17 protein-coding genes are annotated in these 21,951 nt (G+C 32.6%); 7 read left to right on the forward strand and 10 right to left on the reverse strand.

The window, feature by feature from the left end; genetic code table 11:
• Positions 1 to 74 precede the first annotated feature (74 nt).
• Entirely contained in the window at positions 75 to 2,033 is a 1,959-nt protein-coding gene (locus ABJM36_RS04115; protein ID WP_348449461.1) for a DUF349 domain-containing protein, read from the forward strand.
• 86 nt (positions 2,034 to 2,119) lie between these two features.
• Here the strand turns inward: ABJM36_RS04115 and ABJM36_RS04120 are convergent, their stop codons facing one another.
• The 10 genes from ABJM36_RS04120 to ABJM36_RS04165 form a co-directional block, all read right to left on the reverse strand.
• On the reverse strand, positions 2,120 to 5,371 hold the full coding sequence (locus ABJM36_RS04120) for a T9SS type B sorting domain-containing protein (RefSeq protein ID WP_348449463.1): 3,252 nt from the start codon (positions 5,369 to 5,371) through the stop codon (positions 2,120 to 2,122).
• Positions 5,372 to 5,643: 272 nt separating this feature from the next.
• Positions 5,644 to 6,843 carry a glutamate-5-semialdehyde dehydrogenase gene (locus ABJM36_RS04125; RefSeq protein WP_348449465.1) on the reverse strand — a complete coding sequence of 400 codons (1,200 nt, stop codon included), beginning with the start codon at positions 6,841 to 6,843 and terminating at the stop codon, positions 5,644 to 5,646.
• A gap of 14 nt (positions 6,844 to 6,857) precedes the next feature.
• Positions 6,858 to 7,628, reverse strand: coding sequence for a glutamate 5-kinase (gene proB, locus ABJM36_RS04130; protein WP_348449467.1), 771 nt, complete (start codon positions 7,626 to 7,628; stop codon positions 6,858 to 6,860).
• Positions 7,629 to 7,630: 2 nt separating this feature from the next.
• Positions 7,631 to 8,437, reverse strand: a complete 807-nt coding sequence (gene proC, locus ABJM36_RS04135) for a pyrroline-5-carboxylate reductase (RefSeq protein ID WP_348449469.1) — start codon at positions 8,435 to 8,437, stop codon at positions 7,631 to 7,633.
• Positions 8,438 to 8,465: 28 nt separating this feature from the next.
• The gene (locus ABJM36_RS04140) at positions 8,466 to 8,657 is read right to left on the reverse strand and encodes a hypothetical protein (RefSeq protein WP_348449471.1); all 192 of its coding nucleotides are present in this window, start codon (positions 8,655 to 8,657) and stop codon (positions 8,466 to 8,468) included.
• Between the two features lie 17 nt (positions 8,658 to 8,674).
• The gene (locus tag ABJM36_RS04145) at positions 8,675 to 9,130 is read right to left on the reverse strand and encodes a GNAT family N-acetyltransferase (protein WP_348449473.1); all 456 of its coding nucleotides are present in this window, start codon (positions 9,128 to 9,130) and stop codon (positions 8,675 to 8,677) included.
• Between the two features lie 328 nt (positions 9,131 to 9,458).
• Complete coding sequence (gene mazG, locus ABJM36_RS04150) at positions 9,459 to 10,232, reverse strand: nucleoside triphosphate pyrophosphohydrolase (RefSeq protein WP_348449475.1); 774 nt, start codon at positions 10,230 to 10,232, stop codon at positions 9,459 to 9,461.
• Positions 10,233 to 10,665: 433 nt separating this feature from the next.
• On the reverse strand, positions 10,666 to 12,936 hold the full coding sequence (locus tag ABJM36_RS04155; RefSeq protein WP_348449477.1) for an aconitate hydratase: 2,271 nt from the start codon (positions 12,934 to 12,936) through the stop codon (positions 10,666 to 10,668).
• A 437-nt stretch (positions 12,937 to 13,373) separates the two neighbouring features.
• Positions 13,374 to 14,549 (reverse strand): GlmU family protein, encoded by a 1,176-nt coding sequence (locus ABJM36_RS04160; protein ID WP_348449479.1) that lies wholly within the window; start codon positions 14,547 to 14,549, stop codon positions 13,374 to 13,376.
• 192 nt (positions 14,550 to 14,741) lie between these two features.
• Positions 14,742 to 14,993: a type B 50S ribosomal protein L31 gene (locus ABJM36_RS04165; RefSeq protein ID WP_348449481.1), complete on the reverse strand. Its 252-nt coding sequence runs from the start codon at positions 14,991 to 14,993 to the stop codon at positions 14,742 to 14,744.
• Positions 14,994 to 15,224: 231 nt separating this feature from the next.
• Here ABJM36_RS04165 and ABJM36_RS04170 point away from each other — a divergent pair, with 231 nt between their 5' ends.
• The 6 genes from ABJM36_RS04170 (at position 15,225) to ABJM36_RS04195 (ending at position 21,800) form a co-directional block, all read left to right on the forward strand.
• Complete coding sequence (locus tag ABJM36_RS04170; RefSeq protein WP_348449483.1) at positions 15,225 to 15,758, forward strand: DUF4199 domain-containing protein; 534 nt, start codon at positions 15,225 to 15,227, stop codon at positions 15,756 to 15,758.
• A 38-nt stretch (positions 15,759 to 15,796) separates the two neighbouring features.
• Positions 15,797 to 16,744: a glycosyltransferase family 2 protein gene (locus tag ABJM36_RS04175; RefSeq protein ID WP_348449485.1), complete on the forward strand. Its 948-nt coding sequence runs from the start codon at positions 15,797 to 15,799 to the stop codon at positions 16,742 to 16,744.
• A gap of 78 nt (positions 16,745 to 16,822) precedes the next feature.
• A complete protein-coding gene (locus ABJM36_RS04180) occupies positions 16,823 to 18,553 on the forward strand; it encodes a phospho-sugar mutase (protein ID WP_348449487.1) in 1,731 nt (576 codons plus the stop codon).
• The gene (locus tag ABJM36_RS04185) at positions 18,553 to 20,412 is read left to right on the forward strand and encodes an ABC transporter ATP-binding protein (protein ID WP_348449489.1); all 1,860 of its coding nucleotides are present in this window, start codon (positions 18,553 to 18,555) and stop codon (positions 20,410 to 20,412) included. Before ABJM36_RS04180 ends, ABJM36_RS04185 begins: the two co-directional genes overlap by 1 nt.
• Positions 20,413 to 20,705: 293 nt before the next feature.
• Positions 20,706 to 21,248: an RNA polymerase sigma factor gene (locus ABJM36_RS04190; RefSeq protein WP_348449491.1), complete on the forward strand. Its 543-nt coding sequence runs from the start codon at positions 20,706 to 20,708 to the stop codon at positions 21,246 to 21,248.
• A gap of 45 nt (positions 21,249 to 21,293) precedes the next feature.
• Positions 21,294 to 21,800: a hypothetical protein gene (locus tag ABJM36_RS04195; RefSeq protein ID WP_348449493.1), complete on the forward strand. Its 507-nt coding sequence runs from the start codon at positions 21,294 to 21,296 to the stop codon at positions 21,798 to 21,800.
• Positions 21,801 to 21,951: the final 151 nt, after the last annotated feature.

Below are 21,951 nucleotides of genomic sequence, written 5' to 3' on the forward strand. Positions count from 1 at the left end.
TACTTTGTAAATACTTTACTTGTTAGTATCTTTAATGACTAAAGTAATTTTGACGAACCTTAACATTTTTTATAATGTCTGATATTAACAAACCTGAAGAAGTAGACGGAAACGAAGCTCTAAAACCTATTGACGATTCTACTCCATTAATCCATAATCAAAACGAAGAAATAACACCTAGTGAATCTGATGTTATTAATGAAACTTCCGAACCGGAAAAAAATAATGGAGAAGATCATGACAAGGTCTTAAACGAAATTGAAGACTCCAATGCTGAGGATGCCGAAGACGAGGGCAACAAAGACCGTCATACTATTGAGGTAAAAGCATACGATACTATGTCACTCGAAGCTTTAGTAATTGAATTAGAAAAGTTAATACAGAATGAAAAAGTACAAGCTATAAAATCTCATGTAGATGGTATAAATTCAGAATTTAAAACAAAATTTGAAGCTTTACTTGAAGAAAAAAAGGAAGATTTTATAAATGATGGTGGAAACGAAATAGACTTTTATTACTCGTCTCCTGTTCAAAAAAGGTTTAAGGAGGCTTATAGACAATACCGCAAAAAAGTAAATGAACACTACCAGAGTTTAGAAAAAAACTTAAAGCAAAATTTAGCAGATAAACTTGAAATTATTGAAGAGTTAAAAGGGCTAATTAATGTTGAAGAAAACATAAATACCACGTATAAACACTTTAAAGAATTACAAGAACGCTGGAGAAACACCGGGCCTATTCCTAGAGACAAATACAATAATGCATGGAATAGCTATCACCACCATGTTGAGATATTCTACGACTTTTTAAACATTAATAGAGATTTACGCGATTTAGATTTTAAACACAATTTAGAAAAAAAATTATTAATTATCGAGCGTGCTGAAGAATTAGCAAAAAGCGATGATGCCATGCGTGCGTTTAGAGAATTACAGGAACTTCATAAAATGTGGAAAGAAGAACTTGGTCCTGTATCTAGGGAGCATCGCGAAAGCATTTGGGAGCGTTTTAAAGCGGCAACAAAAACCATTAATGATAAACGCCAAGTTTATTATAAAGAAATAGATAAAATTTACGAAAAAAATCTAGAGCATAAACTTGAGATTATTTCTAAAATAGAAGAGATTGCAAAAGAAGAAAATAATTCGCACAATGCTTTACAAAAAAGAATCAAAGCTATAGAAACGCTTAGAGAAGCATTTTTTAACGCCGGAAAAGTACCAATAAAAGTAAACGAGGCTACTTGGGCAAAATTTAAGGATGCTGTACGAAGGTTTAATAGACAAAAAAATGCGTTTTATAAAAATCTAAAAAAAGAACAGTATAAAAATTTACAGTTAAAACTAGATTTAATTAAAATTGCTGAAGACAATAAAGAAAGTGATGATTTTGAAGCAACCACACCTTTAATGAAAAAGATTCAAAGCGACTGGAAAAAAATTGGTCATGTACCAAGAAAAAACAGCGATAAAATCTGGAAACAGTTTAAGGCAGCTTGTAATCATTATTTCGACAGGATTCATGCAAACAGAAATGCCGCTAGTCAGGAACAAGTTGATGCTTACAACAAAAAGAATGCGTTTTTAAGTAATTTAAACGACTTAAAATTACCTGAAGATAAAGAAAAAGGTATCGACATAATTAAAGAGAAAATTAAGGAATGGCAAACCATTGGTCGTGTACCAAATGACAAACGTTATATTGATGGTAAATTTCAAAAATCTATTGACGCCTTGTTAACCAAATTAAAAGTTGACAAAACTGAAGCTGAAATGATTAAGTATGAAAACAAACTTGATAGTTTAATAGACCCGAACGATACTAGAAACTTAGACAACGAACATAATTTTATTAGAAAAAGAATTGATGAAGTAAAAGGGCAAATTAATCAACTAGAAAACAACTTACAGTTTTTTACCAATGTAGATGATGATAACCCATTGGTTAAAGAGGTACATACCAATATAAAAAAGCACAAAGACGATTTAAAACTTTGGATTAAAAAGCTTAAAAAGATTAAAGAATTATATTAACAGTTTCTTTAAAAGTCTTCGTCCATCAATTAAAAAGTAGGGCATTAAAAATAAAACCAGAATATTAATTTATTCTGGTTTTATTTTTATCTAACTAAACTAAAATGCCCCCGATACGTTTTAACACTACCTGTTAAATCAATTAACTCTGCAATAAACCAATAATCTGAAACCCCTAATGGTTGTCCGTTAAAAGTACCATCCCAACTTCCATTTTTAGCATTTAGTTGCCTAATTAACTTCCCATAGCGATTATAAATACTAACCTTCGAAGCATTTGTATAATCGTTACCTAAACCATTAATTCGCCATGTATCATTTTCTCCATCATTATTTGGTGTGAAAAATTTAGGAAAGCCTAGAATAAACACTTCTATATGTGCAATACCACACTTATTTTTGTCCTTCACATAAATAATATGCACCCCAGCCCCTACTCTATCAAAATAAGGCGATTCTTGATAAGAACCATTTATGTCATCTAACGAGAATTCATAATCCCCAATTCCTAAATTATTATTTCCATTATTAATCGAAATACTATTATTACCTGCCAATTCTACAATTGTCACATCAGTAATATCAATTGAAGCTATCGCCGACTCTACCACATCAAAAGTAACAGGATCGGATTCGCACCCAAAACTAGACCTAGCAATTACCGTATATACGCCTCCTAAAAGTATGGTTGCTGAAGGTTGAGAACTAACGTTCAAACCGTTTTCGTCTGTCCATTCATAAGTAAAATTACCATTAGGGTTGTAAGTTTGTAATGTAATAGGGTTGTTATCTAAGCAATATATTGCTGTTTGGTCTATTTCAAATTCTGGTCTTGGATGTACAGTTAATAACAAATGCGGTCCAACAGCAAAACAATCACCATTATCATCACTTTCAACCCGCACATATATTTCTTGACTAAAAGGCGTTTCAGAAATATAATTACTAGCCACAATTTCGTTTTGTTCTATTAATGCATCGGCTTGATTTCTATAATAACTAACACTTAAGTTTTGCCCCAAGGGAAACTGGGAGATAAATAAGTTTGAAGCTTTCGTTAAATCAAAACTATGTAAACCATCAGCTATATTATCATTATCACATAACTCTAATTCTTCAAAATAACCGCTTGAAAAAGATGTGGTTGACACTTGTAAATCGATTGTTGCAATCCTAAAGCATCCATCCTCTTTTTCTACACGAACATATATTGTACTTGCCGTTTGATTATTAAATATACTATCAACTTGATTAGCCCCTAGTTCAGCTTCAGGAAAAGATTCATAATAAGTAATTATAAAATTAGACGCATTATTATAGGTAATAATTTCATTAACCTCTAATAGGTTAAAATCAGTATAACCATCAGTCACACCATCTTCATCACAATTTTTAAGCACCATATTGGTTTGAATGTTTGGCAAACTATTGACTTTAACATCAAAAAACACATCGGTATAACAGGTACTATCTAAATTGTTAGTTATACGAACGTAAATGGTTTGATTGTCCTGAATAGTATTTACAAAAGCGGATGGAGGTGTAATTATAGGACTCGAATATGCCACATCAGTATAATAATTAAAAGAGAAGTCTGAACTCGATTTCCCATTTAATAAAACAGATTCATTAAGTGTTAAATTAAAAGTGGTAAAACCATTGGTATCATTACCATCGGTAGTTGTATCGCATTCACTTAAGACAGGAATACTTGATGGTTGAAGAGCTACTACCGTTTCATAAATATGAATATCTACTCCAAACCTTTCAGTACTTTCACACCCATTTTCAATTTGAGATGCATAATAGGATTTATTATGTTCTAAAAAATCAGCACTATTTAATGGGTTTCCACCAGAACTTGTATCGTACCATAAAACATTAGTACCGGTTATAAGAATATCTGCTATTGTTGCTTGATTTACATCACAAAAATACTGATCGGCATCACCTGAAGGGGCTTCTGTTTTTTGTACTGTTAAAGTAATTGGTGTTCTTACGGAACTTGTACAGCCATTTAAAGTAGCATCTACATAATATGTTGTAGTCGCATTTACAATAGGCGTAGTAAACGTAGTTCCGCTAGCGATAAGTGTCCCGCCGGACAAAGCATCATACCAATTTATTGTACCCGATGATGCATTTGCGGATAAAGTTACTGAACCTAAATTACATATTTCTGTGTTAGTAACCGAGTTTATTGTTGGAATATCTCGTATAGTAGCTACCACAGGGGTTCTAGCACCTTCAACACAGCCATTAATAGAAGCTAATGCGTAATATGTGGTAGTTGAATTTAAAATGGGTGTTACAAATGTATTTCCATTTGCTATAGAAGTTGTACTTGTTACTGAGTCAAACCATAATATAGTTCCAGAATTAGCTGAAGCTTCCAATATAACTGAACCACTGCCACAACGGGCTGCTGGAATGGTATTAGTAATTGAAGCTGTATAGATACGTGTACTTGCCGAAATATTTAAAACGGGATCTCCAGGAAGCCCGCCATATTCCATAATATAGCCTTTAGGTTGGTAGTTGCCACTAGCATTTCCTGTATTACTTAAATCATTCCAAGACCCTGCTATTCCAATACCTGGAGCCGTTACATGAGCATAATCTTCATTATTATTCCAATTATTAGGTTCATTATTATTCCAGTTTGCAAAATTAGGAGTTGATCCATTTATACCGCCATTCCAGAATATAGTACCTGCTTCTGGTCCAGTAACCCACTTCCAAACGCCTTCGGTTTCCGCATCGCTACCACCAATCCAACCAGCTCCAGATGCTTGTTCACCTGATAATTGTGCTTCTTCTGCTGATGTAATTGTAGCCAAATAGCCTTGTAAACCAAAATAGGTCCTAATATCTGCTGCAGCTTTTGCGTCTGTCCATGTAATACCAACAGATGAAACATACTCATAGTAATGTCTGGTTGAAGGTAAAAAATTAGCAGTACCAATAGTTATCGAAAAACTCTTATCTGATGGGACATTGCTTGTGCTCTGAAAAATAACATCTTTAATTGCTGCAATTAAATCGACATAACTTAAAGCTGAAGTTGAATTACTAGACAAGGTTAATTTTCCTTCAACAGCATTCCATGTTGTTGATATATTTGGATGCGAATTACTAAGGGTTAACGTGTCTTCACCTATAACATAACCTGTAGAAATTTGAACAAATAAGGCATCAATTTCTGAGTCATCCGGGTCCTTAATATCAAAATCTGTTACAATGTTAATTTGACTTAAAGGGCAATACGGTTGATTTCCTAACGCTGTTAAAGTAGGTGCTATATTTTGAGCAGAACTACATATTGATGCTAATATCATTACAAAAAACAACAACACGTTTTGATTAAAACACATATTAAATGATAATAATTATAGATACACAAGATACTGTAAAGTAGTATACTTAAAACATTAAAATACCTCAAAAAACTATAACTAATGATGCATTAAGGAACTAATTAAAAGTATTTTATAATAAAGCCGATAATTTTAACTGTGTTAAGGGTGCATTTTAATAACTAAATCTCTTAAAAAAAACGCCTAGTATTAGTTAAATATTAGGCGTTTTTATTTGTATTCATATAACTTTTTTAAACACGAACATGTCCATCTCCAAACACATAATACTTGTTTGTAACTAATTCTTTTAGTCCTAACGGCCCTCTATGGTGTAATTTATCTGTACTAATAGCCAATTCTGCACCAACGCCAATTTGGCCACCATCGGTAAATCGAGTAGATGCATTTTGATATACAACCGCGCAATCTACTTGCTCCATAAATGTTTTAGCGTGAGCCTTATTTGTTGTCATAATGGTTGCCGAATGTCCTCCAGAAAAGGTATTAATTTTTTCTACTGCTTCGGTAATGGAATCTACAGTACCTATACAGCATTTCATTTCTAAAAACTCTTGAAACCAAATTTGAGTATGATGTATACTTTTTTCTTCGGTTAAAACTTTTTTCGTACTCTCATCAACTAAAACCTCTACATGATTAGTCTTTAATATGGTGTTTAGCTCCTTAATTTTATTATTATAATCCGGAAGCTTTTTACTAATCAATATTTTATCAAGTGCATTGCAAGCCGAAATTTTATCTGTTTTAGCATTTAAAATGACCTCTATTGTTTGTTTCCAATTGGCATGCTCATCTACAAATAAAAAATTATTTCCTCGCCCACTAACCAAAACGGCACACTTAGCATGGTCCTTTACAAACTTTATTAACTGCTCCCCACCTCTTGGCACTATTAAATCTAGAGGTTCGGTAGGATTCTTTAAAAAGGCTTGTGTTTCTTGCCTATTCATAGTTAGCATTTGAATATAATCTGTTGTTAAATTATTTTCTACCAGTGCCTTATGCCATAATTTTACAATAGCAGTGTTACTGTGTATTGCTTCTTTTCCTCCTTTTAGTAAAATTTTATTATTAGCCTTAAAAGCTAGAACAGTAGCTTCAACAGTTACATCTGGTCTAGATTCATAAATAATCATAATGGTACCAAAGGGCGCCGTTTTATTTATAACTTCCAAACCACTTTGCAATGTGTTTTTACTGATAATTTTATTTACGGGATCGTCTTGAGCTTCTACCTCTTTTATTGCAGTAACCATACCTGCAACCTTTTTGCTATTTAAAATTAAGCGATCATACATGGCTTGATCTTCATTATTAAAAGCCTCAATATCTTTTTTATTTGCTTTCAATAATAGGTCCTGATTTTCCTCTATAAGGCGAATCATACTTATTAAAACCTTATTTTTTATGTGTTCTGATAATAATTTCATTTTCATATTTATTGTTACAATGATACTTTGGTACCAACCAATTTTCCATCCATAATATCAATTATAATATTGTCTTTTTTTCCATTGGCAATAAAGGTTGGAATATTTTTTGCCGCTGCTTGTTGCGCATAATCTAGTTTTGATCCCATACCGCCTCGGCCTTCACCGTCTTTTTTATTGGAATCTTGAATATACTTGTCCAAATCTTCATTTGGGTCTACATTCTTAATTAAATCGGAGTTATCTTCTTCCGGATGTCCATCATAAAGACCGTCTATATCAGTCAAAATAATAAGTTTATCTGCATTTAATAATTGCGCTATTAAACTCGCTAACTCATCGTTATCAGAAAACATAGACATGGTTACAGACACCGCATCATCTTCATTTGCAATAGGAATAACACCTTCGGAAAGTAAACCTTCGCAACAATTAATCATATTTTGTCTGTGAACTCCAGGGCTAAAATCTCGTTTTGTTGGTAGCACTTGGGCACACTTCATGCCGTAGTCATGAAAAATATTATAATAAAGACGCATCATTCTGGGCTGTCCAATAGATGAATACACTTGTCGTCGTTGTGTTTTATCCTTAATATTCGATTTACCTAAAACTTCTTTACCTGCAATTACAGAACCTGAAGACACCAAAATGGTCATAATCCCTCTTTCGTGTAATTCGGCTATTTGCTTTACCAAACCTCTTAAAACTGGCCTTACAATTCTATTATCTCTGTTGGTCATAACATTAGTACCAACTTTAATAACTATTTTTTCTTTGTACATTTTTAATATTCTTTTCCTAATTCTACTGCTCGACTAAATGCCGCAAAAGCAGCTTCTTTAATTAATTCATTTACATTATTATCTTCCATAGAGTCTAATGCAGCTCGCGTTGTTCCACCTTTTGATGCAACTTTTTCCATCCAAGAATTTGGCGATAAATTAGATTGATTAAACAGCTCCACTGCACCAGTAAACGTCTGACTTACCAAAACTGTAGAGTCTGTTTTTGAAAAGCCCATTTGCAATGCTGCTTCCATCATACTTTGCATAAAATAAAAAACGTAGGCAGGACCACTACCTGAAATTCCAGTGGATGCATCTATCAAGTTTTCATTAGATACACGAACAGATTTTCCTGTGGTATCCAATAAACTCTCAACGGTAAGCATTTCAATACGAGACACCTCATCTGAGGTTACATATGAGGTTAAGCCTTTTCCAATTTGAGCTGGTAAATTAGGCATAGCTCTAATTATTTTATTTAAACCCGTTATGTCTTTAATTGTAGATATTGTTACTCCTGCCATTATAGAAATAATGATTTGTTCGGGCTTAACGAATGCTTTAATAGCTTTAAAAACATTTTCGGCATGATAGGGTTTTACGGCTATAAAAATGATATCTGCCTTTGGTACACAATCCCCCAATTCATTAAACGCATCAAAATGTGATATTTGGCTTAGCTCTTCCATTTTCTCTTCAGACTTATCCAAAACCATGATATTTCTCCTTTTTAAGAGTTTAGATTTCGACATGCCTTCTGCATAGGTAAGCCCCATGTTACCTGCTCCAATTACTAGTACTTTCATTATTTATATATTTAGTTTATTGAAAAAATTAAACAAACAGAAAACAGTCCTTACAGTCTTTTACTTCTCCATAATAAGTTTCTCTATATTTATGTATGGTTTTTATAGGTAAGCCTAAAAGATACTTTTTAACATAGGTCACTTTAGTGGTGAGTTCTCCCATTTTAATGGTATGTCTTTTTTCTACTTTTGTTTCTCTTTTAACTTGAATTAATTTCATGTTTAAATTTTAATGATTTATTTTTTTTGAACAGATAGTCTATCCAATCGTAATTCTATATTTCGGGCTTTAAACCCTTGTTTTTGGAATAGTTTTATAACAGGATCGTTAATATTTATATGAATTGAAATTTCTCCTCTACAATGATTAATGGTGTGGTTAATTAAATCCTTTGCAATACCACATTTTCTGTAGTCCTCTTTTACTGCGAGATAAACTAAAATATTTTCGGATAAATACTCATTCATACCGGTTCTATTAATTACCACAACACCTAGTATTTCATCACCTTTTTGCATGGTAAAAACATAACCGCCTAGTCCTGGTATTTCTTTTGCGGCATATTTTATAGCCTTTTGTATGGCGCTTTTTGAGTCTTTAAACGCTCCTGAATACTCGTATATAAAGTTTGTTATACGATTTATATCCATAAAGGATAGCCTAGAAAAGGCATCGTAAGTTTTAATAGTCATTTAAGCCGTATTTTAACATCTAGAAAAAGATGTCATTGTAAAAAATGCATAACAAGACATATAAACTGTTTTAAGATTAAAAACAGCAATATTAATTTGTTACATTAAAGAAATTTGCAAACCTCCTGTTTAAGGATTATTTACGTAGTAGGAGGGATAAATTTATCAGACTGATTTCTAAAAACTAGAAAATTAAAGTTGAAGATTCTTGTATTTCGCTTTTCATGTATTCCTTTTCCCATAGTGCAAAAATACAAAAATTGAGCCTAACAATCAAATGGATAGTGTTAAGATAATACCAATAAAAGTCACTAAAACGTTATAGTTTCTACATCTTTTTAGCTTCTTCCCAAAAAATATCCATTTCAGCAAGTGTCATGTCTTTTAGTGGTTTATTTAAATTTTTAGCTTTCTCTTCTAAATATTGAAAACGTTTGGAGAATTTTTTATTAGTACGCTCTAAAGCATTCTCCGGATTAATATTTAAAAAGCGGGCATAGTTTATTAAAGAAAAAATAACATCTCCAAACTCACTTTCCATTTTATCTTTATCATTCGATTTAACCTCAAATTTAAATTCGTTTAGCTCCTCCTCAACCTTTTCCCAAACTTGTTCTGGTTTTTCCCAATCGAAACCAACACCAGCAACTTTTTCTTGAATTCTATTCGCTTTTACTAAGGCTGGTAAACTTTTTGGAACCCCTTCTAAAACGCTAGATTTTCCTTCCTTTAATTTTAGGTTTTCCCAATTGCGTTTTACATCGTCTTCATTATCAACTTTTACATCGCTATAAATATGTGGATGCCTATGGATTAGTTTATCGCAAATAGAATTACAAACATCGGCAATATCAAAATCTTTAGTTTCGCTTCCTATTTTAGAATAGAAAACAATATGTAACAATACATCACCTAATTCCTTTTTAACTTCTTCTAAGTCTTTATCTAGAATGGCATCTCCAAGCTCGTAAGTTTCCTCAATGGTAAGATGGCGCAAGGTTTCCATGGTTTGTTTTTTATCCCATGGGCATTGTTCGCGTAACTCGTCCATTATGGTTAACAACCTATCGAATGCTTTTAATTGATTTGCTCTAGAATTCATTTTTGATGTTTTTTCAAAAATACAATTTTGATGTTTTTAAATTGAGAATAATGTGTTCAATATTTGTATTAGTAATTTTATCAACTCCTTAATTTTATCATAAAAACAAACTAGTTTCGTTTAAGGTAAGATATGATACATAAAACGATTTCATATCCACGAACCATTAAATGAAACGTTCCAAAGCGAAATGAACTCCTCCTTCAATAATAGAACTAACGGATAACTACCATAGGGATTACAATAGCATCCTTAAACCCACACCCTTAGACTGCACTCAGAATAAACTCCTAGCCCAAACCTTGAGGTAACGACCAACTTCGCGATACAATTCCGATTAATATAGAAATCACTCGAAGTGACATTATTATTTTAAACTTAAAAATCCAGCTATAAAGCTGGATTTTTTATTATTTGAAAAGTGAATTTTTTATTAAGAAGCGTTTTGCCTTTTAATTAAATTAAGTGCAGAACCTTCGTTATACCAAGCAATTTGCGCTTTGTTATAGGTATGGTTTAATTTGATAAGATCTTTAGTGCCGTCGTCATGAACCGCTTCTAGCGTTAATTGTTTACCAGGTGCAAATTCATTTAAATCGATAAAATTAAAGGTATCGTTTTCTTGAATTAAATCGTAATCGGCTTCATTGTTAAAAGTTAAGCCCAACATTCCTTGTTTTTTAAGGTTTGTTTCGTGAATACGTGCAAACGATTTTACAATTACTGCTGCGACACCCAAATGTCTTGGTTGCATTGCTGCATGCTCTCTAGAAGAACCCTCGCCGTAGTTATGATCTCCAACAACTATGGTTTTAATACCCGCTTTTTTATACTCCCGCTGTACATCTGGAACACCCCCATAATCGCCAGTTAGTTGATTTTTAACAAAATTAGTTTTCTGGTTAAACGCATTTACTGCTCCAATTAAGGTATTGTTTGCAATGTTATCTAAATGTCCACGGAAACGTAACCAAGGTCCTGCCATAGAAATATGATCGGTAGTACACTTTCCAAACGCTTTAATTAAAAGTTTAGCTCCAGTTATTGAGCTTCCAAGAGGTGTAAACGGTGTTAATAATTGTAAGCGTTCTGAATCTTCTTTTACTGAAACCTCAACGTGACTGCCATCGGCCTCCGGTGCTAAATACCCATTGTCCTTAACCTCGAAACCTTTTGGTGGCAATTCCCATCCTGTAGGTTCATCGAACATCACTTCTTCTCCGTTTTCGTTAATTAACTTATCGGTTAGCGGATTAAAATCTAAGCGGCCTGCTACTGCAATGGCTGCTGTTATTTCTGGAGATGCTACAAAAGCATGTGTATTAGGATTACCGTCGGCACGTTTAGCAAAGTTTCTATTAAAAGAGTGTACAATGCTGTTTTTTGGTGCATTTTTAGGATCGCTATATCTAGCCCATTGGCCTATACATGGCCCACAAGCATTAGTAAATATTTTAGCATCTAGCTTTTCGAAAATACCTAAAATACCATCGCGCTCTGCGGTATAGCGTACTTGCTCCGAACCTGGATTAATTCCTAATTCTGCTTTTATTTTTAAACCTTTATCTAAAGCTTGTTGCGCAATTGAAGAGGCTCTTGATAAATCTTCGTACGATGAGTTTGTACACGATCCTATTAATCCCCATTCTACCTTTATAGGCCAATCGCTAGCTTTTGCTTTTTCGGTCATAGCTTTACCCACTGTAGTTGATAAATCTGGAGTAAATGGTCCGTTTAATAATGGTCCTAGTTCCGATAAATTGATTTCTATTACTTGATCGAAATATTGCTCTGGGTTTGCATAAACTTCTGTATCTGCAGTTAAATGTTCTTTAACAGTATTGGCAGCATCGGCAACATCAGCTCTATCAGTAGCACGCAAATAACGTTCCATAGATTCATCATAACCAAATGTAGACGTAGTTGCACCAATTTCTGCTCCCATGTTACATATAGTTCCTTTTCCTGTACATGACATTGCTGTGGCTCCAGGTCCAAAATATTCAACAATAGCACCTGTTCCTCCTTTTACAGTAAGAATTTCGGCTACTTTTAAAATTACATCTTTTGGCGCCGTCCAACCCGATAATTTCCCAGTTAACTTAACCCCAATGAGTTTCGGAAATTTAAGTTCCCAAGCCATACCTGCCATAACATCTACCGCATCAGCTCCTCCTACTCCAATAGCGACCATTCCTAATCCTCCTGCATTTACGGTGTGGGAATCGGTTCCAATCATCATTCCGCCAGGAAATGCATAGTTTTCTAAAACCACCTGATGAATAATACCAGCTCCTGGTTTCCAAAAGCCAATTCCGTATTTATTAGAAACAGACTCTAAAAAATTAAATACCTCGCTACTTACGCTATTGGCATGTTTTAAATCTTTTACTGCTCCTTCCTTAGCCTGAATTAAATGATCACAATGAACCGTAGTTGGCACAGCAACCTTAGTTTTTCCAGCCTGCATAAACTGCAATAACGCCATTTGTGCTGTGGCGTCTTGACAAGCAATTCGATCTGGTGAAAAATCTACGTAATCTTTACCTCTTGTAAATGCTTCGGTAGGTACACCATCCCAAAGGTGAGAATATAATATCTTTTCCGAAAGTGTTAGTGGTTTCCCGACAATATTACGTGCTTTATCAACTCGCTCAGCCATTTTAGTGTAAACACCTTTAATCATATCAATATCAAATGCCATAAATTTTGTTTATTTTTTATTATTCTACAAGTACTCAATATACAAAATAAACGACCTCGAGACAAGCCTTAATCCTATTAAAATTAGCTTCCTTTACTCCTAAACTATCATAGCAAGTTCAAGTAGGCCATTGAAAAGCTGAACACTCATACTTTGATAAGGCATATTTCTACAAAAAAAGAATGAAAAATTAACTATAATATAGACTCCTAGAGTTAAAACACACCTATAATTAATCAGGTTTAACCTTGTATATTAACCCGGGCATATCATAAAAAAGCAAAAATTATAAAACGTCTGATTACAAATAAAACAAAGAAGAGAATAAAAATTCTATTAGATTAGGGGTGATAATTTACCTAACCAGCATATCATTAACTAGAAATAAAAAAGTAAATACTTTTTTATGCTTCTAAATAGAATTTAAAATATATTTATTAATTCCTTCTAAACGACTTAGTTTCTTCAAAAACATGTTCTAATATAGCCTTGTCTTGTTCTGTAAATTTAACATTACGCCTTTCCATTACTAAAGGAGCCACCTCAAACGCTTTCTTTGTTAAATAGGTTGAAAAACCAGCGCTACCACCCCAACTAAAGCTGGGTATAAAGTTACGTGGAAAACCGCTACCAAAAATATTAGCACTAACACCTACTACGGTACCTGTGTTAAACATGGTGTTTATTCCACATTTACTATGATCGCCCATTATAAGTCCGCAAAATTGCAAACCTGTTTTGGCAAAACCTTGAGTTTGGTAATCCCATAAACGCACTTCGGCATAGTTGTTTTTTAAGTTTGAATTATTAGTATCTGCTCCTAAATTACACCATTCTCCTAATACAGAATCGCCTAAATAGCCATCATGACCTTTACTAGAATATCCAAATATAACGGTATTACTAACCTCGCCACCAATTTTACTATGCGGACCAATGGTTGTTGGACCATAAATTTTTGAACCTAACTTAATAACACCTTTTTCACAAAGTGCTAACGGGCCTCGAACCATGGTGCCTTCCATTATTTCGGCATTTTTGCCTATATATATAGGACCGTTACTAGCGTTAAGCGTTGTAAATTCCAATTTTGCTCCTTTTTCAATGAATATATTTTCTGGAGCTACAACATTATTACTTGCAGGAATGGCCTGTGAAGTTCGATCTTTACTTAATAAACTAAAATCGTCTTTGATGGCTTCACCATTTTTAGAAAAAATATCCCAGGTATGTTCTATTTTAAGGATGTCGTGAGGGCAATCAATAATATCAAAATCATCAAAATTTATATCCTCTTGAGCTTCTTTAGCGAAAAATGCTAATAACTCTTCATCTTTAAAAATGGCTTGATTTTCTTTTAAATTAGTAATTAACTCTACCAATTCTATATTTGGAAGGCATGATGCATTAATCATTATGTTTTCTTCCATTTCTACCATCGGGTATTTTTCAGATAAATAATCTTCGGTTACCGTTGTGGTTGTGGTTGCCAAATATGTTTCCCATTTTTCTCTAATGGTTAAAATTCCAACACGGATATCGGCTACTGGTCTTGTAAATGTAAAAGGCAACAGGTTGTTACGCGATGGACCATCAAATAGAATATAATTCATTTAAAGTTTTGGTTAATAGTTAGAAACTTACTTTCGTAAACTTACGATTTATACCAAATAAATTTTATTACAACTTACTAAATTCGTTTAAAGTTACATTTTAATCTATTGGATGTAACAATTATAAACTTTTTAAAAATAAAAAAGCCTTTCACAAATGAAAGGCTTTTTAAAATATATTTTAGACTAAACTTATTTTTTAAATTTAGCATATTTGTTTTTGAACTTGTCAATACGACCAGCTGTATCTACTAATTTAGATTTACCAGTGTAATATGGATGAGATGTTCTAGAAATCTCCATTTTTACTAATGGATATTCAACACCATCAACTTCAAGTGTTTCATTAGTATTTGCTGTAGATTTTGTTAAAAACACATCGTCATTAGACATATCTTTAAATGCTACAATTCTATAATTTTCTGGATGTATACCTTTTCTCATCGCTAAATGCTTTATTAATTACTTTCAATTTTGGAAATGCAAATTTAAGTATTTTTTATAAATGCGCAATACTTTTTATTCTTTTTTATTTGATTTTTTAATCCCTTTTAATTCAAATAAAAAAAGAAGCTATAATTACCTATCAAAACCTAAATCTTTTCACTTAAAATTGTAACGTTTTACTATATTTGAATACCAACAACCAAATATTTTAAGTTAAACAGAAACATTATGGAAAAATTTTTGAAGTCCATTGCTATAAACCACGGTCTTTATTTAGGTATTGTACTGGCAATATTAACAGTTACGGCCTATGCTATAAACTTAGATTTGTACACCAAAATATGGTTTGGATTAGTAATATTGGCTTTAATAATTATTTTCGGAATCCTTTCTGTTTACAAAACCAAGGTCGCTAATGGTGGTTTTTTAAGTTTTAAAAATTCATTTGTTTCCTATTTCATCACTATTTTAATTGGATTAGTAATAAGCACTATAATAAGCATTATCATATTTAATATTATAGATCCTGAAGCGGCAACTGTAATTCAAGAAAAGGTAATGGTTTCACAAATAGAACGTTTAGAAGCTTATAACGTACCTGTTGATGTCATAGATGAAGCTATGAAAAAAATGGAAGATCAAGGAAACATATTTTCTATTGCTAACGTTTTACAATCCTTAATTTTTCAATTAATTGGTTTTATTCTAGTGGGATTAATTGTAGCTGCTGCTATGAAAAAAAATAACCCAGACGACGTTTAAATTCCTTAATTTTGAATATTATTCTGAAACTATTCTAGATGCATATATCTGTAGTTATACCACTACTAAACGAAGAAGAATCTTTAACCGAATTACACGACTGGATTGCAAAAGTTATGCTATCCAATGCGTTTACCTATGAAATCATTTTTATTGATGATGGCAGTACTGATAAATCTTGGAACTTAATAACCAACCTATCTAATAAAAACAAATCTGTAAAAGGAATTCGTTTTTTAAGAAATTTTGGGAAATCTCAAGCGCTTCATGCTGGTTTTAACAAAGCTCAAGGTGATGTTGTTATTACTATGGATGCCGATTTACAGGATAGTCCAGATGAAATTCCAGAACTTTACAATATGATTGTTAATGATGGGTATGATTTAGTGTCTGGTTGGAAAAAAAAGCGTTACGATTCTATTATAGCCAAAAACCTCCCATCTAAGTTATTTAATTGGGCAGCTAGAAAAACATCAGGAGTCAAGCTTCATGATTTTAACTGCGGGTTAAAGGCCTATCATAATGATGTAGTAAAAAATATTGATGTTAATGGTGAAATGCATCGCTATATTCCTGTACTTTCAAAAAATGCTGGTTTTTCAAATATAGGAGAAAAAGTAGTGCAACATCAAGCGAGAAAATATGGTGTCACAAAATTTGGTATGGATCGATTTGTTCATGGATTTTTAGATTTAATTACCATCTGGTTTTTATCACACTTTGGCAAACGCCCCATGCACCTATTTGGAGCCTTAGGATTTATAATGTTTGCCATAGGTTTTGCTTTTGCCGTTTACATAGGCGTTGACAAACTATTTATTAACCGGGCAGGAAGGCTTATTACACAGCGCCCACAATTTTACATTGCGCTTTCTACAATGATTATAGGAACACAATTTTTTGTAGCAGGCTTTTTAGGCGAGCTTATTTTAAGAAATAGAACTGATAAAAAAAGATATACCATAAAAGACCAATTAAATATATAAATAACACCAAACAAATTAGCTAATATAGATTCATTAAAAAGTAATGAATTTCTTATTTTTGTTTATAAAACTAACTATATGATACACATTGAACCAAAAATTTTAGACAGAATTAATGCATGGTTAACACCTGCTTTTGATGAAGACACGCAAGCTACTATAAAAGAAAGTATAGCTAACAATCCAAAAGATATTCAAGAGAGTTTTTATAAAGATTTAGAATTTGGAACTGGTGGTATGCGCGGTATTATGGGCGTTGGTACTAATCGTATAAACAAATATACATTAGGAAAAAGCACTCAAGGTTTAAGTGATTATTTACATAAACAATTTCCTAACGAAACTCCAAAAGCTGTTATTGCCTATGATTGTAGACATAATAGTAAATCGCTTGCCAAGGTGGTTGCAGATGTGTTTTCGGCAAACGGAATTGAGGTATTTTTATTTGAAGATTTACGTGCAACACCAGAATTATCTTTTGCCGTTAAGCATTTAAATTGTCATTGTGGTATTGTTTTAACAGCATCTCACAACCCTCCAGAATATAATGGATACAAAGTGTATTGGCAAGATGGTGGTCAGTTAGTTCCGCCACATGACGGTGCTGTAATTAGTTTGATTAACGATTTAGATTACGCTGATATCAAATTTGAAGCAAATAACGACCTAATTAAATATATAGGTAAAGATGTCGATGATGTATTTATTGATGCATCGGTTGAAAATGGATCTGTAGGCGCCACACAAAAAGCTAAAGACGATTTAACCATAGTGTTTACATCACTTCATGGCACATCTATTACTGCTGTTCCAGAAACATTAAAACGTGCTGGTTATAAAAATGTACATATTGTTGCAGAACAAGAAAAACCAGATGGTGGTTTCCCAACAGTAAAATCTCCAAACCCTGAGGAACCTGCGGCCTTAAAAATGGCTTTAGAACTAGCCGAAAAAGTAAATGCTGATATTGTTATTGGAACAGATCCTGATTGCGATAGATTAGGAGTTGCTGTTAGAAATTCTGAAGGCCAGCTACAACTTTTAAACGGAAATCAAACCATGTTAATGATGACAGATTTCTTATTAAAACAATGGAAAGCAGAAGGTAAAATTAAAGGTAAAGAATTTATTGCATCGACTATTGTTTCTACACCTATGCTAACCAAACTAGCACAATCTTACGGCGTAGAGAGCAAAATTGTTTTAACAGGATTTAAATGGATTGCAAAACTTATTAAAGATTTCCCAGACCTTGATTTTGTTGGTGGAGGAGAAGAAAGCTTCGGTTATATGGTAGGCGATTTTGTACGCGATAAAGATGCCGTAACCTCTACCCTATTAGCTTGCGAAATTGCTGCCATTACAAAGGCTAACGGAAGTTCTTTCTTTAATGAATTAATTAAACTTTATGCAGAACATGGTTTCTATAAAGAAAAATTAATCTCGTTAACAAAAAAGGGCATTGAAGGTGCAGAAGAAATTAAGCAAATGATGACTGATGCGCGACAAAACCCACTAAAAATAGTTAACGGTTCAGCAGTTGTAAAAATTGAAGATTACGAATCGGCAACCTCTAAAGACATGGCTTCAGGTAAAGTAACAGCCTTAGATATTCCAAAATCTAACGTTATCATATACTATACTGAAGATGGCAGTCAAGTAGCATTAAGACCAAGCGGTACAGAACCAAAAATAAAATTTTATGTTAGTGTTAACGCCAATTTAGATGCTGTTGAAAACTTCAAATCAACTGAAGCTGCATTAGACACAAAAGCTGAAACAATTTTAAAAGACATGAACCTCATTTAATGGGTCACTTTACAAATATATTAAGGTACGCTAAACCTTATAAAAAATACGCCATAGGACACGTTATTGCTAACGTGTTTTATGCTTTATTTGCAACCCTTTCATTTATTGCATTAAAGCCCATGTTGGATGTCATTTTTGAAAAAAATGTAGATCCTTCTGGAAAAGAAATCGTCACCTCTGCTATTAAGAAGCCAGAATTTACTGGCCTTAGTAATATTAAAGATTTTGGAGAAGACTTTTTAATTTATCACATGAATGCCTTCACGGGTGGAGATAAGGCTAAGGCTTTAATTTTTGTTATAGGTCTTATTATCTCTATGTTTATCCTTAAAAATATTGCTGGCTATCTTGCCAATTATTTTATGGTGTTTTTGCGTAACGGTGTAATTAGAGATATTAGAAACCAGGTATACAAAAAAACGGTTGAATTACCTTTATCATTCTTTTCAGAGCAAAAAAAAGGAGACATAATAGCCCGAGTTACAGGAGATGTAAATGATTTACAATATTCCTTTCTTCCTGTTTTAGAACTCATTATTAGAGAACCATTAACAATTATTTTTACAATAATTGCAATGCTGTATATAAGCACACAATTAACCTTGTTTGTTTTTATATTTATACCAGTAATGAGTTTTGTAATTTCTAGAATAGGAAAAAGCCTAAAACGAAAATCTGGACGTGTACAAAAAGAGCAAGGTACTTTTCTATCTACTTTAGAAGAAACTTTAACTGGTTTGCGCATTATTAAAGGATTCAATGCCGAAGGCCTTTTTTATAACCGTTTCCAAGAATCTACCGAAAGGTTCTATAATTTTTCAAATAAATTATTAAACCGTCAAAACTTAGCATCACCAACTAGCGAAATACTAGGTATTTTAATGATTTCTGGAATACTTTGGTATGGTGGTAATTTAATTTTATCTGGAGATGCAGGTACAACTCTAGAAGGTAGTACATTTTTAGTATATTTAGGATTAGCTTATAATATATTAACTCCTGCCAAGGCTATTACCCGCGGCATTTACAACATTAAAAAAGGAGGTGCCGCAGCAGAGCGTATTCAAGAAATTATAGATTCTCCTAACCCTATTAAAGACATACCTAATGCTACAAATTTAGAAGGATTTAAAAAGGAAATTGAATTCAAAAATATTTCGTTTAAATATGATGACGATTATGTTTTAAAGAACTTCTCATTAACCATTCCTAAAGGCCAAACCGTAGCTTTAGTTGGCCAATCAGGTAGTGGAAAATCTACAATAGCCAATTTAATTACTCGTTTTTACCATGTTAATGAAGGCGACATTTTAATTGATGGTGTAAACATTAACAATTTAACCACGAGTTCATTAAGAAATCAATTGGGTATTGTAACCCAAGACGCTATTTTATTTAACGATACTATTATTAATAATTTAAAATTAGGTAATCAAAACGCTACCGAAGACGAGGTTATTGAAGCGTTAAAAATTGCTAACGCATGGGAGTTTGTAAAAGACTTACCTGAAGGTATTCAAACAAACATTGGAGACTCTGGAGGGAAACTTTCTGGCGGCCAAAAGCAACGCTTAAGTATTGCTAGAGCTGTTTTAAAAAGCCCTCCAATTATGATTTTAGACGAGGCAACCTCAGCACTAGACACCGAAAGCGAACGCATCGTTCAAGTGGCTTTAGAAAACATGATGAAAAATAGAACGTCAATTGTTATTGCACATAGGCTTTCAACAATACAAAACGCAGACAACATTGTAGTTCTTAACAAAGGAGAAATTGTAGAACAAGGCAAACATGATGATCTAATTATTAAAAAAGGTATTTACAAAAAACTAGTAGACATGCAAAGCTTTGAATAAGCCAATCACCTATTAAAATACAAAAAGGATAGAGACTTGGGGGCTTCTATCCTTTTTTAGTTCCTGTTAGACTTGGGGCAGGCTAACAACATAAGTTAGGTTTCTGATACAAATATAAACGGTTTAAATGGAATCCACAAGAAAAACATGCGCTTTATCGGTTATTAACAACACTTAATCGATTAAATCATTTCTAATCACTTGATTAACAAGTAATTAATAAATCGTAAAAAAATTCGAAATTAAAATTAAACTTTTTGTATATTTCATAGTCTAATAATTAAACCATATTTGTGATTGAAGAAGCACAACTATTAGAACAATTACAATCTAAAACCCATAAAAACAAAGCCTTTAAAGTCCTTTTAGAACTTTACAAAGAGCGTTTATATTGGCATATACGAAGTATTGTAAAATCACATGACGATGCAGATGATGTACTTCAAAATACATTTATAAAAATTTTTAAAAACATCGATAATTTTAAAGCTGACAGTAAACTTTTCTCATGGATGTACCGTATCGCAACAAACGAATCCATAACGTTTATAAATAAAAAATCTAACCGCTTAAAAATAAGCAGCGAAGAACTACAGCAGCTAGCGATAAACAACTTAACATCCGATGTTTATTTTGAAGGCGACGACATTCAATTAAAACTTCAAAAGGCCATAGCAACATTACCCGAAAAGCAACAGTTGGTTTTTAATATGAAATATTTTGAAGATTTAAAATATAAAGATATGTCTGAAATATTAGAAACAAGCGAAGGTGCATTAAAAGCATCTTATCATATAGCTGTAAAAAAAATCGAAGCCTACTTAACTCAAAATTAAACCTTTCTGATTTAATTTAGTCTTACAAGTAGTAATTAAAAGAAAATGAAAAATAAAAAAATACATAACATTAAATCTACAGGTTTTAAAACACCTGATGATTATTTTGATTCTGTTGAAGAAAAGATTTTCAGTAAATTAAATGCTGAATCTGTTTTAGACACGATTAAAGAGCCTGGATTTAAAGTACCTGATAATTATTTTGAATCTTTTAACGATAGATTATTAAATAAAACCCAAAACGAGGAAAAAACAAAAGTTATTCCTTTGTTTAGCAGAACAAATTTAATTTATGTGTCGAGTATTGCTGCCGCTATTTTATTATTATTCAATCTTTCTGTTTTTGATAGTAAACCTACTTTTGATAATTTAGATATCGAAACGGTTGAAAACTACATAGAAGACGAAAGCATTAGCACCTATGAAATTGCAGCCCTATTTAGTGACAAACAAATTGAAGAAGACAATATTATTGACTACAATTTTGATGAAGATAATATTGAAGAATACCTATTAATTAATGCCGATATCGAGGCATTAATATTAGATTAAAAAATGAAAAAAATGAAAAAAATAATACTTATACTAATGCTGTTCATGTCCTTTCATATTTCAGCTCAACATAAAAACAGAGAACGAATAAAATCTTTAAAGGTATCTTTTATTACTGAAAAACTAGATTTGTCTGAAAAGGAGGCTCAAC

The sequence above is a fragment of the Algibacter sp. genome (assembly GCF_039977455.1).
In the GTDB taxonomy this organism is placed as follows: Bacteria; Bacteroidota; Bacteroidia; order Flavobacteriales; family Flavobacteriaceae; genus Algibacter_B.